The sequence below is a fragment of the Rhizobacter sp. P5_C2 genome (genome assembly GCF_054049715.1).
This window is the reverse complement of record NZ_JBFULV010000067.1, coordinates 1-13,870: the sequence shown is the minus strand read 5'-3', so window position 1 is coordinate 13,870 and position 13,870 is coordinate 1. Positions and strand designations below refer to the sequence as shown.

The 13,870-nt window shown below is 68.6% G+C and carries 10 protein-coding genes; 8 read left to right on the top strand and 2 right to left on the bottom strand.

Annotated elements, in window-relative coordinates:
- Positions 1–46: 46 nt before the first annotated feature.
- Both ACXJLU_RS22340 and ACXJLU_RS22335 read right to left on the bottom strand, forming a co-directional pair.
- Positions 47–688, bottom strand: a complete 642-nt coding sequence (locus ACXJLU_RS22340; RefSeq protein ID WP_073468953.1) for a response regulator — start codon at positions 686–688, stop codon at positions 47–49.
- Complete coding sequence (locus ACXJLU_RS22335; RefSeq protein WP_457334760.1) at positions 688–1,842, bottom strand: hybrid sensor histidine kinase/response regulator; 1,155 nt, start codon at positions 1,840–1,842, stop codon at positions 688–690. Before ACXJLU_RS22335 ends, ACXJLU_RS22340 begins: the two co-directional genes overlap by 1 nt.
- Positions 1,843–2,044: 202 nt before the next feature.
- Here ACXJLU_RS22335 and ACXJLU_RS22330 point away from each other — a divergent pair, with 202 nt between their 5' ends.
- The 8 genes from ACXJLU_RS22330 to ACXJLU_RS22295 all read left to right on the top strand — a co-directional run bounded on the left by ACXJLU_RS22330 (position 2,045) and on the right by ACXJLU_RS22295 (position 13,609).
- On the top strand, positions 2,045–2,512 hold the full coding sequence (locus ACXJLU_RS22330) for a hypothetical protein (protein WP_073468972.1): 468 nt from the start codon (positions 2,045–2,047) through the stop codon (positions 2,510–2,512).
- A gap of 60 nt (positions 2,513–2,572) precedes the next feature.
- On the top strand, positions 2,573–2,935 hold the full coding sequence (locus ACXJLU_RS22325; RefSeq protein ID WP_047511098.1) for a response regulator: 363 nt from the start codon (positions 2,573–2,575) through the stop codon (positions 2,933–2,935).
- A 67-nt stretch (positions 2,936–3,002) separates the two neighbouring features.
- Positions 3,003–5,144: a chemotaxis protein CheA gene (locus ACXJLU_RS22320; RefSeq protein ID WP_457334759.1), complete on the top strand. Its 2,142-nt coding sequence runs from the start codon at positions 3,003–3,005 to the stop codon at positions 5,142–5,144.
- Between the two features lie 64 nt (positions 5,145–5,208).
- Positions 5,209–6,756: a methyl-accepting chemotaxis protein gene (locus tag ACXJLU_RS22315; RefSeq protein WP_457334758.1), complete on the top strand. Its 1,548-nt coding sequence runs from the start codon at positions 5,209–5,211 to the stop codon at positions 6,754–6,756.
- Positions 6,757–6,817: 61 nt separating this feature from the next.
- Positions 6,818–8,386 (top strand): methyl-accepting chemotaxis protein, encoded by a 1,569-nt coding sequence (locus tag ACXJLU_RS22310; protein ID WP_457334757.1) that lies wholly within the window; start codon positions 6,818–6,820, stop codon positions 8,384–8,386.
- Between the two features lie 31 nt (positions 8,387–8,417).
- Positions 8,418–9,968: a methyl-accepting chemotaxis protein gene (locus ACXJLU_RS22305; RefSeq protein WP_457334755.1), complete on the top strand. Its 1,551-nt coding sequence runs from the start codon at positions 8,418–8,420 to the stop codon at positions 9,966–9,968.
- Positions 9,969–10,038: 70 nt separating this feature from the next.
- On the top strand, positions 10,039–11,850 hold the full coding sequence (locus ACXJLU_RS22300; protein WP_457334753.1) for a methyl-accepting chemotaxis protein: 1,812 nt from the start codon (positions 10,039–10,041) through the stop codon (positions 11,848–11,850).
- A 13-nt stretch (positions 11,851–11,863) separates the two neighbouring features.
- Complete coding sequence (locus tag ACXJLU_RS22295) at positions 11,864–13,609, top strand: methyl-accepting chemotaxis protein (protein WP_457334751.1); 1,746 nt, start codon at positions 11,864–11,866, stop codon at positions 13,607–13,609.
- The last annotated feature ends 261 nt before the right edge of the window (positions 13,610–13,870 follow it).

The following is a 13,870-nucleotide window of genomic DNA, read 5'->3' as shown; positions in this document are numbered from 1 at the left end:
CGCCGGGGCGAGACCCGGCTGCAGCCTCACGCAGTGAACAGAAGCCTCATTCGCTCCCAACGAGCCCGTTGCGGATCGCATAGACCGTCATCTCCGAGTTGTTGGAAAGCCCCAGCTTCTCCAGCACCCGCGCCCGATAGACGCTCACCGTCTTCGGACTGAGCATCAGCTCCACGGCAATGTCGGACAAGCGCTTGCCCGACGCAATCATCACCAGCGTCTGCAATTCGCGGTCCGACAACTTCTCGTGCGCCGCCTCCGTGGACGGCGTCGTCAGGCTCTCGACCAGCATCTGCGCGATCTCGGGCGTCACGTACTTGCGCCCCTGCCCCACCGTGCGCACCGCCGCCACGATCGTCGCCGGGTCGCCGCCCTTGTTCACGTAGCCGAACGCCCCGGCCCTCAGCGCCCGGATCGCATACTGGTCCTCGGGGTACATCGACACCACCAGCACCCGCATCGTCGAGCCTTCGTCCTTCAGCACGTGCAGCACGTCCAGGCCGCTGCGGCCCGGCAGGTTGATGTCGAGCACCAGCACGTCGCAACCCCCCGTCGTGCGCAACAACGAACGCAGCTCGGTGTAGTCGCCCGCCTCGCCGATCACCTCGATGTCCGGGGCGTCCGACAAGGTGTCGCGGATGCCGCGCCGGATCAGCGCATGGTCGTCGCACAGAATCACTTTGATCATCAGATGTTCCCCCACACCGTCGGGTCATATGGCGCCGACGGTTCCTCGGCGAGCTCGAAGTCCAGGTCCTCCGTCATCATCTCCAGCGGCACCGACAGGATCAGCGTCGTCCCGGCCGGCCCGCTGCTCAGGTCCACCCAGCCACCCACCGTGCCGGCCCGCTCGTGCAGCCCGCGGATGCCGAACGAGCGCACCTTCGCCAGGTCCTCCTGGTTCAGGCCGCGGCCGTTGTCGCTGATCTCCAGCGACAGCACACCGCCCGCCAGCGTCAGGTCGATCTGCACATGGGTCGCGTGCGCATGCTTGGTCACGTTGGTCAGCGCCTCCTGCGCCGTGCGGTACGCCACCAGCGGCACGCCGGCGGGCAGCGTCAGGTGGTCGTAGCGGCTGCGGAACTCGCAGGCCACGCCGGTGCGCTTCTCGAAACGGCTGGCCATCCATTGCAGCGCCGCCACCAGGCCCTGCTCCAGGATCGCCGGCCGCAGGTTGTGCATCACCCGCTGGCTCGCCTCGATCGCGTGGCTCACCGTCTCGAGCGCCGAATTGACCCGCGCCAGCACCTCCGGCGAATCGGAATGCCGCGCAATCCAGGCCAGGTCGAACTTGAGCGCCGTCAACGAGCCGCCGACGTCGTCGTGGATCTCGCGCGCGATCGCCGCCCGCTCCGATTCGACGCTGGTTTGCAGATGCTGCGCCAGCTCGTGCACGCGCTGCTTCTGCTCGCCCAGCTCGCGGTCGGCGCGCTGGCGCGCCAGCAGCAGCTCGTGCGCCTCGACCGAATGCAGCAGCGCCGGCACCAGCCGCGCCAGGTTGTTCTTCAGCAGGTAGTCGCTGGCGCCGTTGCGCATCGCCTCGACCGCGGTGTCTTCGCCGATCTCGCCCGACACCAGGATGAACGGGATGCTGCGCCCGCTCGCCTTCAGCAGGTCGAGCGCCACCAGGCCCGAAAAGCCCGGCAGGTTGTAGTCGGACACGATGATGTCCCACTCCTGCGAAGGCTCCAGCGCCTGCAGGAACTCGACCTCGGAATCGACCCGTATCGCGTCGACATCGAGCCCGCCGCGGCGCAGGTGGGCCAGCGTCAGGTGATGGTCGAGCTCGGAATCCTCCAGGTGCAGGAGGCGCAGGCGCTGCTCGGCAAGAGGCGGTGACATGGCCCGCAGTATGCCAAGCAACGGGTTCGCAGGTGCCAACTTCGCACGTTCGCGGGAGCCATTCGAATTGGCGGCACTTTTCACCGGTGATTGAGCTAATGCTTTCCCGCCCCCTGCCGAAAATGCCTGACAGATATCACGCTCTGCGCTGGAGCTCCCCTGCGCAGCGCCCCCCATCCCTCACCTTCGAGCGGAGATTCGGATGCAGATGAACGACGCCAACGATGCCGGCATGCCACCCGCCCCCGCGGGCATGGCACTGCTGGCCGCCGCCGACCTGCAGGACCACCTGATGTCGGCCACCAACGATTTGGAACGCCTTCAGACCCTGCTGGCCGACGCGTGCGACACGCTGATGCAACGCTTCTACGGCGCCTCGGAGCAGATCCGCACGCTGCGCGAGCGTCCCCACTCGGGCGACGAAAGCGACCAGGTGTTCAGCGGTGTCATGCAGGACCTGGGCGGTGCGGTCACCGCGCTGCAGTTCCAGGACATGGCGTCGCAGCTGATCCACCACACCAACCGCCGGTTGCGCAATTGCGTCGACCGGCTGGCCCGCGAGGCCTTCGCGGATGACGAAGACGGTGAGACCGTGGTCGAGGAAGCCCCGTTGCGACCCAACCCGGTGACCCAGGCCGAAATGGACGTCGGTTCCATCGAGTTGTTCTAGGCCGCCCTCAAGACTTCAGTCCACCTACCGAAACAGTTTTCGAGAAATCCGGAGAAACCCATGCATTCCATCCTCGCCGTCGACGATTCCGCCTCCATGCGCCAGATGGTGTCCTTCACACTGAAGAGCGCCGGCTACAACGTCGTCGAGGCCGTGGACGGCCAGGACGCCTACGAGAAGACGAGTGGTCGCGACTTCGACCTCGTGCTGACCGACCAGAACATGCCCCGCATGGACGGCATCAGCCTGACGAAGAAGCTGCGCGACAACCCGAAGTTCAAGAGCACGCCGATCCTGATCCTGACCACCGAGTCGAGCGACCAGATGAAGCAGGCAGGCCGCAGCGCCGGCGCCACCGGCTGGCTGGTCAAGCCGTTCGATCCGGCCAAGCTGATCGAAGTCATCAAGAAGGTCGTGCGCTGAGCGCCCCGCGCCCACGCCCGCCTTCTTCGCCACCGACAACATAACGACATCCATCCAGGAGCACGCCATGGGCGAGATGACCTCCGAAGGCTCTCAGCTGAGCGCCGGCATTGACCTGAGCCAGTTCTATCAAGTCTTCTTCGAAGAGGCGGGCGAGAACCTCGACCGCATGGAGAAGCTGCTGCTCGACCTCGACATCGAGTCGGCCGACGACGAGGAGCTCAACGCGATCTTCCGTTGCGCCCACTCGATCAAGGGCGGCGCCGCGACCTTCGGCTTCTCCGACGTCGCCGAGCTGACGCACCAGATGGAGACGCTGCTGGACAAGCTGCGCCGCCACGAACTGGTCCCGACCGCGCCGATGGTCGACGTGCTGCTGCAATCGGGCGACGCACTGCGCGCCCAGCTGGCACGCCACCAGGGCAACGGCGGCGCCGAGCTCGACACGACCGAACTGCTGTTCAACATCCGCGCGATGGTGGCCGGCGAGGCGCCCCCGGCCGCCGTGACCGCCCCTGCCGCCCCGGCCGACAAGCCCAAGGCCGCGTCGTCGGCGATGCCCGCGCCGTCGGCGGCCGGCCATGCCCGCGTGCTCGAGCTGCGCGTCGGTCCGCTGAAGAACCTGACGGACGCCGACAACCTGGTCGAGCTGTTCAAGGAAATCACCGACCTCGGCACCATCGAGCCGCTGGACAACGGCATGTCGGCCGACGGCATGCGCCGTTTCAAGATCTGCACCACCAGCAGCGACAGCGACCTGCTGGACCTGTTCACCTTCCACGTGGCGCGCGAGCAGGTCTCGCTGCTGCCGCTCGGCCCGGGCTACGGCTTCCACGACGGCGCACCGGGGGCCCCGGCCGCCGTCGCGCCGAGCGAGGCCGAGCTCGGCTACGGCTTCTTCGACGACGCCCCGGGCGCTCCGAACAGCGCCGCGGCGCCGGCCGCCGATGCCGCGCCGGCCGCTGACGCCGGCACCTCGGTCGAATCCGCCAAGCCCGCCGCGAAGCCGGTGGCCAAGGCCGAGAAGGCCCCGGCCGCCGCGGTCGAGGCCTCGACGCTGCGCGTGTCGGTCGAGAAGGTCGACCAGCTGATCAACCTGGTCGGCGAACTCGTGATCACCCAGGCCATGCTGGCCCAGAACAGCCAGGGCCTGGACCCGGCGCTGTACCAGCAACTCGCCGCCGGCCTCGCCGACCTGGACCGCAACACCCGCGATCTGCAGGAATCGGTGATGTCGATCCGCATGATCCCGATGTCGATGGTGTTCAGCCGCTTCCCGCGCATGCTGCGCGACCTGGCCGCCAAGCTCGGCAAGAAGGTCGACTTCGTGACGCTCGGCGAAGCCACCGAACTGGACAAGGGCCTGGTCGAGAAGATCACCGACCCACTGACCCACCTGGTGCGCAACAGCTGCGACCACGGCATCGAGACCCCGGCCGAGCGCGTCGCCAAGGGCAAGCCCGAGACCGGCACCATCACGCTGAGCGCGTCCCACCAAGGTGGCTCGATCGTCATCGAAGTGCGCGACGACGGCCGCGGCCTGTCGCGCGAGAAGCTGCTGAAGAAGGCCCGCGAGCGCGGCATCCCGGCACCCGACTCGATGACGGACCAAGAGGTGTGGGGCCTGATCTTCGCGCCCGGCTTCTCGACCGCCGACGTGGTGACGGACGTGTCCGGCCGCGGCGTCGGCATGGACGTGGTCAAGAAGAACATCACCGCGCTCGGCGGCACCGTCGAGATCGATTCGGCCGAAGGCTACGGCATGCGCGTCTCGGTGCGCCTGCCGCTGACGCTGGCCATCATGGACGGCATGTCGGTGGGCGTCGGCGAAGAGGTCTACATCCTCCCGCTGTCGTCGGTGATCGAATCGTTCCAGGTGCAGCCCGACATGGTGAAGACGATCGGCGGCTCGGGCCGCGTGGTCGAGGTGCGCGACGAGTACATGCCGGTGCTGGAGATGGAGCGCGTCTTCAACGTGCCGCGCTTCGACTTCGAGCACGTCAGCGGGATCATGGTGGTGGTCGAGGCCGAAGGCGGCCGCGTCGCGCTGCTGGTCGACGAGCTGCTCGGACAGCAGCAGGTCGTCGTGAAGAACCTCGAGGCCAACTACCGCAAGGTCAACGACGTGTCGGGCGCCACCATCATGGGTGACGGCCGGGTCGCGTTGATCCTGGACGTGGGCAGCCTGGTGCGCCGCTCGCGCCACTGAGTTCCTCCACAGAGACAGCGGCCCGCGCAAGCGGGCCATTTTCCAGAACAACCGGAGCACGGCCATGAAGTTGAATGACGTCCGCGTCGGAGTCCGCCTGGGCGGCGGCTTTGCCGTCACCCTGGCGCTCCTGTGCCTGATCATGATCGTCGGCGTCTGGCGCCTGAGCAGCATCGCCCAGGCCACCCAGCAGATGATGGCCGAGCCGCTCGCCAAGGAACGCCTGGCCGCCGAATGGGCACGCAACGTGTCGATCGGCGTGACCCGCGGCAAGGCGATCGCCAAGAGCCCGGATGCCACGCTCGAAGCGCTGTTCTCCGACGAGGCCAAGGCCTCGACGGTGCGCGGCAACGAGATCGTCCAGGCGCTGAAGGCCTTCCCGACCACGCCCGCCGAGCAGGTGCTGCTCGACCGCATCGGCGAAACGCGCAAGACCTACCTGGTGGCACGCGACGGGATGATGGCGGCCAAGCGCGCCGGCAACACCGAAGAAGCCACCCGCATCTACGACACCGGTTTCCAGGTCGTCGCGCCGGTCTACGTGGCGGTGATGCAGGCCTATGTCGACTACCAGAAGAAGTCGATCGACGACATGGCGAAGCAGATCGATGCCGACGCGCTGCGCGGCCGCCTGCTGATCGGCGTGACCGGCAGCCTGGCGCTGGTGCTGGGCGCCGTGTTCGCCTGGCTGCTGACGCGCTCGATCACCGTGCCGGTGGCCCAGGCGGCGGCACTCGCCGACGCGGTGGCCGGCGGCGACCTATCGCGCCGGGTCACGGCCGAGGGCAGCGACGAGATCGCCGGCCTGATGCGCTCGCTCGGCAAGATGAACGCCAGCCTGCACGACATGGTCACGCAGGTGCGGCAATCGGCCGACAGCATCCAGGTCGCGAGCGGCGAAGTCGCCACCGGCAACCAGGACCTGAGCCAGCGCACCGAACAGACCGCGTCGAACCTGCAGCAGACCGCATCGTCGATGGGCCACCTGACCGGCACCGTCAAGCAGACCGCCGATTCGGCACGCACCGCCAACCAGCTGGCCTCGTCGGCGCAAGGCGCTGCCGGCAAGGGCGGCGAGGTGGTGTCGCAGGTCGTCTCGACGATGAACGACATCCACGCCAGCTCGAAGAAGATCGCCGACATCATCGGCGTGATCGACGGCATCGCGTTCCAGACCAACATCCTGGCGCTGAACGCGGCGGTGGAAGCAGCACGCGCCGGCGAACAGGGCCGCGGCTTCGCGGTCGTCGCCAGCGAAGTGCGCAGCCTGGCCCAGCGCAGCGCGCAGGCCGCCAAGGAGATCAAGAGCCTGATCGACGCGTCGGTCGACAAGGTGGATTCCGGCTCACGCCTGGTGGCGGACGCCGGCCGGTCGATGACCGAGATCGTCGGCTCGGTGCAACGCGTCAGCGACATCATCGGCGAGATCACCTCGGCGGCGTCGGAGCAGAGCGACGGCATCGGCCAGGTCAACACCGCGGTGACCCAGCTCGACCAGATGACGCAGCAGAACGCCGCGCTGGTCGAGGAATCGGCCGCCGCCGCCGAGTCGCTGAAGGAGCAGGCGCTGCGGCTGTCGGGCGTGGTGTCGGTGTTCCGCCTGACGGCTTGACGCGACGCACCTGAAGAACGCGCGCCAGCGCCGTAGTCCCCCCTCATCCCAGGAGCGCTGCATGCAGTTCAGTTTTCGCAACGCCCGCATCGGCACCCGGCTCGGGCTGGTCTTCAGCCTGCTGGTGCTGCTGATGGTGCTGGCCACCGGCTACAGCGCGATCAAGCTGAAGCAGACCACGTCGACGCTCAAGCGCCTGTCGGCCACCGAGTGGCAGATGACGCAGCTGGCGCGCGACTGGAATGCGCAGGCGGCGCTGAACACGCTGCGCGTGACGACCAACGCGCGCCTGGGCACCGGCGAGTTCTCCGACGAGCTGACCAAGCAGTCGAAACTCACCGCGGTGGTCAACGGCGAGACGATCAAGAAGATCGAGGCGCTGGTGTCCGACCCCGAGATGAAGGCGCTGCTCGACAAGGCGGTGCAGGCGCGCAAGGCCGCACTCGCGTTCGATCCGCAGCTCGATGCGCTGAAGAACAACGGCGACTTCGTCGCGCTCGAAGCGCTGCTGGCCGGCGATTTCGACAAGACCCGCAAGGCCTACCAGGTTGCCGTCGATGAACTCGCGGCCTTGGCCACGGCCCGTGCCGCGGCCGCCGAGGAACATGCCGAGACGGGTACCAGCCTCGCGGCGACCGTCGTCGGCGTGCTGGTGCTGGTGTGCGTCGGCGTCGCCGGCGGCTTCGGCTGGTGGCTGACGCGCTCGATCGCCGCGCCGATCGGCGAGGCCGTGCGCCATGCCCGAGCGATCGCCGCGGGCGACCTGTCGCAGACGCTGTCGATCCAGGCAGGCCGAGAAGGCGGAGAGGCCGGCGAACTGGCCCGCGCGCTGGCCGACATGCAGGCCTCGCTGCGCCGGCTGGTCGGCGAGGTGCGCAGCAGCACCGACAGCATCACCACCGCGAGCGCCGAGATCGCGACCGGCAACCAGGATTTGAGCGTGCGCACCGAGCAGACCGCGTCGAACCTGCAGCAGGCGGCCTCGTCGATGGAGCAGCTCACCGGCACCGTCAAGCAGAGCGTCGACTCGGCCCGCCAGGCCAACCAGATGGCTTCGTCGGCCGCCGAGGTCGCCGCCCGCGGCGGCACGGTCGTTGCCCAGGTCGTCTCGACGATGAACGAGATCAACGCCAGCTCGAAGAAGATCAGCGACATCATCGGCGTGATCGATGGCATCGCGTTCCAGACCAACATCCTCGCGCTGAACGCCGCGGTGGAAGCCGCGCGTGCCGGCGAGCAGGGCCGCGGGTTCGCGGTCGTCGCGAGCGAAGTGCGCAGCCTCGCGCAACGCAGCGCGCAGGCCGCCAAGGAAATCAAGGGCCTGATCGGCGCCAGCGTCGACCGCGTCGAAGCCGGTTCGCGCCTGGTGGCGGACGCCGGCAAGACGATGCAGGAGATCGTCGGCTCGGTGCAGCGCGTCAGCCACATCATCGGCGAGATCACCGCCGCATCGTCCGAGCAGAGCGATGGCATCGGCAGCGTCAACGCCGCCGTCACCCAGCTCGACCAGATGACGCAGCAGAACTCGGCGCTCGTCGAAGAGAGCGCCGCCGCGGCCGAGAGCCTGAAGGACCAGGCGCAGCGCCTGTCGCAGGCCGTCGGCGCGTTCCGCCTCGAAGCACGGCACTGAGCCGCTCACCCTCTCTACCGGACGCAACATCATGCGAATTCAAGACCTCCGCATCGGCACCCGCATCTGGTTCGCCGTCGGCACCTTCATCGTCGCGCTGCTGGCGCTGATCGCCTTCGCCGCGTGGCGCTCGGCGCAGGTGCAGGCTGTCTCCGACGAGGCGCTGGCGCTGTCGGAAACCAAGATCCGCACGGCCGCCCGCTGGGCCGGCCTGACCGAGGCCGCGGTGTCGCGCGCCCAGGCCGGCGCGATCAGCAGCGATCCTTCGGTGCGCGTCGCGTTCAAGGAGATCAACGAGAAGGCCATCGCGCAGATCACCGAGCTGCAGAAGCAGCTGAAGGAGCTGCCGCAGACCGACGCCGAGACGCAGCAGATGGCGAAGATCGCCGTCGACCGCAAGGTCGTGCTCGACACCTCGGCCGAGATCACGAAGAAGAAGGAAGGCGGCGACCCCGACGGCGCCCGCGCGCTGGCGATGGGCGGCTTCGCGCAGGCCGTCGACACCTACATGCAATCGCTGCGCGGCTTCGTCACGCTGCAGGAGCAGTCGGCCCAGGCCACGCGCGAACGGCTGTCGGCCGAGCGCCGCAAGACGGTGACGGTGGCGGCCGGCGTGGTCGGGCTGATCATCCTCGGCGCGCTGTTCGGCACTTTCGCGCTGGTCGGCTCGATCCGCCGCCCGCTCGGCGAGGCGATCGCGCTGGCCGACTCGATCGCCGGTGGCGACCTGAGCCCGCGCGCCGCCGTGACCCGCGGCGACGAGATGGGCGACCTGATGCGCGCGCTGCAGACGATGACGGCCGCGCTCGGCCGCGTCGTGCAGCAGGTGCACACCGCCAGCGACAGCATCCGCACTGCCAGCACCGAGATCGCCAGCGGCAACCAGGACCTGAGTGCGCGCACCGAGCAGGCCGCGTCCAGCCTGCAGCAGACCGCGTCGTCGATGGAGCAGCTGACGGGTACCGTCAAGCAGAGCGCCGATTCGGCGCGCCAGGCCAATCAGCTCGCGTCGTCGGCCGCTGAGGTCGCCGCGCGCGGCGGCTCGGTGGTCTCGCAGGTCGTCACGACGATGGACGAGATCAATGCGTCGTCGAAGAAGATCAGCGACATCATCGGCGTGATCGACGGCATCGCGTTCCAGACCAACATCCTCGCGTTGAACGCCGCCGTCGAAGCCGCGCGTGCCGGCGAGCAGGGTCGCGGCTTTGCGGTCGTCGCCAGCGAAGTGCGCAGCCTCGCGCAGCGCAGCGCCGATGCGGCCAAGGAAATCAAGGCGCTGATCGGCGCCAGCGTCGACCGCGTCGAAGCCGGCTCGCGCCTGGTGGCCGATGCCGGCAAGACGATGAGCGAGATCGTCGGCTCGGTGCAGCGCGTCAGCGACATCATCGGCGAGATCACCGCTGCCTCGTCCGAACAGAGCGACGGCATCGGCCAGATCAACACCGCGGTGACCCAGCTCGACCAGATGACGCAGCAGAACTCGGCGCTGGTTGAAGAAAGCGCCGCCGCGGCCGAAAGCCTGAAGGACCAGGCAGCGCGCCTGGCGCAGGCGGTCGGCAGCTTCCGGCTCGTCGCGCACTGAGCGCCTGCCCTTTCCTGTTCCTGCCCCTGTTCCCGCCCCTGAACCTGTCCTGCTCCACCCGAGGTTCCCCATGCTCAACCTGTCCTTCAAACGCAAGATCGGCCTGCTGGTCGGCGCGTCGATCCTCGCGCTGATCCTGCTGACCGTCGCGTCGAGCCTGCGCATGCGCAGCCAGATCGTCGAAGGGCGCAAGGGCCAGTTGGTGACGGCGGTCGAGGCGGCCTACAACATCGCCGCCGGCTTCGAGGCCAAGGCCACGGCCGGCACGATGAGCAAGGAAGACGCGCAGAAGGCGGCCCGGGACGCGATCCGCGTGGCCCGCTACGGTGCCGAGGCGAAGGACTACCTCTACATCTTCTCGATGGACGGTGCCGCGGTGATGCACCCGCTGAAGCCCGAGTGGGACGGCCAGCCGATGATCGGCAAGGTCAAGGACAGCAAGGGCCTGGACATCATCCAGGGCGAGATCGACGTGCTGCGCGCCAGCAAGGACGGCCGCGCCTACCTGATGACCGACTTCCCGCGCCCCGGCCAGACCGAGTCGGTGCCCAAGCTGATGTACGTGATGCAGCTGAAGAACTGGGGCTGGCTGGTCGGCTCGGGCCTGTACATGGACGACGTCGACGCCCACGTGCGCGACGCCGCGGTGCAGGGCCTGCTGGTCACGCTGCTGATCCTGGCCGGCATCGGCGCGCTCGGGGTCGTGATCGCCCGCAGCGTGCTGCGCCAGATCGGCGGCGAGCCGAGCGAGGCGATGGCGGTGATGGGCGAGGTCGCGCGCGGCAACCTGGCGGTCGACCTGAGCCAGTCGGTGCCGGGCAGCCTGCTCGACTCGCTGTCGACGATGGTGCGCTCGCTGCGCACGACGGTGAGCCAGGTGCGCCAGAGCACCGACAGCATCTCGACCGCATCGGGCGAGATCGCGACCGGCAACCAGGACCTGAGCGCCCGCACCGAGCAGACGGCGTCGAACCTGCAGCAAGCCGCCTCGTCGATGGAGCAGTTGACGGGCACCGTCAAGCAGAGCGCCGATTCGGCCCGCCAGGCGAACCAGCTGGCCTCGTCGGCTGCTGAAGTCGCGGCGCGCGGCGGTTCGGTGGTCTCGCAGGTCGTCACGACGATGAACGAGATCAATGCCAGCTCGAAGAAGATCAGCGACATCATCGGCGTGATCGATGGCATCGCGTTCCAGACCAACATCCTGGCGCTGAACGCCGCCGTCGAAGCCGCGCGTGCCGGCGAGCAGGGCCGCGGCTTCGCGGTCGTCGCGAGCGAAGTGCGCAGCCTGGCGCAGCGCAGCGCGCAGGCCGCCAAGGAGATCAAGGGCCTGATCGGCGCCAGCGTCGACCGCGTCGAAGCCGGTTCGCGCCTGGTGGCCGATGCCGGCAAGACGATGAGCGAGATCGTCGGCTCGGTGCAGCGCGTCAGCGACATCATCGGCGAGATCACCGCCGCGTCGTCCGAGCAGAGCGACGGCATCAGCCAGGTCAATCAATCCGTGACCCAGCTCGACCAGATGACGCAGCAGAACGCCGCGCTGGTCGAGGAATCGGCGGCCGCGGCCGAGAGCCTGCGCGACCAGGCGAAGCGCCTGGCCTCGGTGGTCGCGACCTTCCGGCTGGAAGCGGGCGAGAGCCTGATGCTGCAGCCCGCTGCCGCAATGACCGCGTCGGTCGTGAAACCGGCCGCGAAACCGGCTGCACCAGCTCACAAGCCCGTGGCCTTCAAGCCCGTCGCCGCGAAGACCGCCGCGCCGGCCCGCTCCGCACCGAGCCCCGTCATCGCAGCCGCGCCCGCCCCGCGCGCCGAACCCAAACCCGCACCGGCCGCCAGCAAGCCGGCGGCCAGCGCCGCCCCGAGCGACGACTGGGAAACCTTTTGAGCCTCCACACGCCATGAACCTGAACAACCTCAGCATCCGCACCAAGCTGATCGGCGGCTTCGGCCTCGTCCTCGCGATCGCGCTGCTGCAAAGCCTGCTGGCGATCGGTCGCCTCGGCCACGTCAACGCGAACGCCACCGAAATCGCCAGCAACTGGCTGCCCAGCGTGCGTGCGCTCGGTGAACTGAACCTCGATCTCACGTCGTACCGCGTGGTGCGCATGCGCCTCGCGCTGATCGACACCTCGCTCGACGTGGAGCCGATCGAGGCCTCGATGAAGAAGGTGGAAGGCACCTTCGAGACCCACCGCGCCGCCTACCAGGCGATGATCAGCTCTCCGGAAGAGAAGGCCGCGTACGAGCAGTTCGCGCAGCTGTGGAAGAGCTATCAGGCCAGCAGCCTCGAGATGCTGCGCATGGCCAAGGAGATGGACACCGCCGGCGTCAAGAAGCTGCTGAACGGCCCGGCCGCCCAGTCGTACACCGACGCCCGCGCGCAACTCGGCAAGCTGATCGATCTGAACACCGCCGGCAGCACGGCGGCGGCCGCCGACGGCCAGAAGACCTATGAATCCTCGCGCACGATGTTGATCGCCGGGCTGGTCGTGATGACCGCACTCGGCCTCGCGATCGCCTGGTTGCTGTCGGGCGGCCTGGCCCGCGCCGCGGCGCAGGCGGTGGCCGATGCGAACCGCATCGCCGACGGCGACCTGAGCCAGCCGATCCGGGCGACCGGCAGCGACGAGATGGGCCAGCTGCTGAAGGCGCTCGGCGACATGCAGGACAAGCTGCGCGGCATCGTCGGTGGCGTGCGCCAGAACGCCGATGGCGTGGCCACGGCCAGCGCGCAGATCGCGCAAGGCAACAACGACCTGAGCAGCCGCACCGAACAGCAGGCGAGCGCGCTCGAGGAGACGGCCGCGTCGATGGAGCAGCTGTCGAGCACCGTCAAGCAGAACGCCGACAACGCCCGCCAGGCCAACCAGCTGGCGATGAGTGCGTCGAGCGTCGCGGTGTCCGGCGGCGAGGTGGTCAACCGTGTCGTCGACACGATGAAGGGCATCAACGACTCGTCGCGCCGCATCTCCGACATCATCGGCGTGATCGACGGCATCGCGTTCCAGACCAACATCCTGGCGCTGAATGCCGCGGTGGAAGCGGCGCGTGCCGGCGAGCAGGGCCGTGGCTTCGCGGTGGTGGCCGCCGAGGTGCGCAGCCTGGCGCAGCGCAGCGCCGATGCTGCCAAGGAGATCAAGACGCTGATCTCGACCAGTGTCGAGCGGGTCGAGCAGGGCACGGCGCTGGTCGACGAAGCCGGCACGACGATGGCCGAGGTGGTGGCGTCGATCCGCCGCGTGACGGACATCATGGGCGAGATCACGTCGGCGAGCGTCGAGCAGTCGGCCGGCGTCAGCCAGGTCGGCGAGGCGGTCACGCAGATGGACCGGGCGACGCAGCAGAATGCGGCGCTGGTCGAGGAAAGCGCGGCCGCGGCCGAGAGCCTGAAGGGGCAGGCGGCGCAGTTGCTGGCGAACGTGGCGGTGTTCAAGCTGTCGACGGGGGGTGTCGCTGGGCCGGCAGCTGGGCCGGTCTTCCAGGCGGCGAAGCCGGTGGTCGCGGCGGCGCGGCCGGCGGCGCCGAAGCCGGTCGCGAAGGCCCCGGCGCCGGTGGCTGCCAGGCCTGCGGTCGAGCCGGCCCCGGCCCCGCGTCCGGCGCTGGCCGCCGCGACGGCAGGTGCCGACGATTGGGAAACGTTCTGATCGTCCGAGCCGCCCGCCCGCGGGGGCTTTCGCTCACTGCGTGGCAGTGCCGGGTCTCGCCCCGGCGGGCGAGTCACTTTCATTTGCTGGCTCAAATGAAAGTAACGGCGGTTTCAAAGCCCAAGTGCAACAGCGGGTTGATTTGAGTGGCTGGCGTTGAAGGCTGACTCGAAGAAGACCTCAGAGGGAGTGCGCCAGCCAAGAGATTTGCGAGGACGGGTGTTGAGATCCCAGGCGGTGTGATCGAGCTCGCGCTGGGAG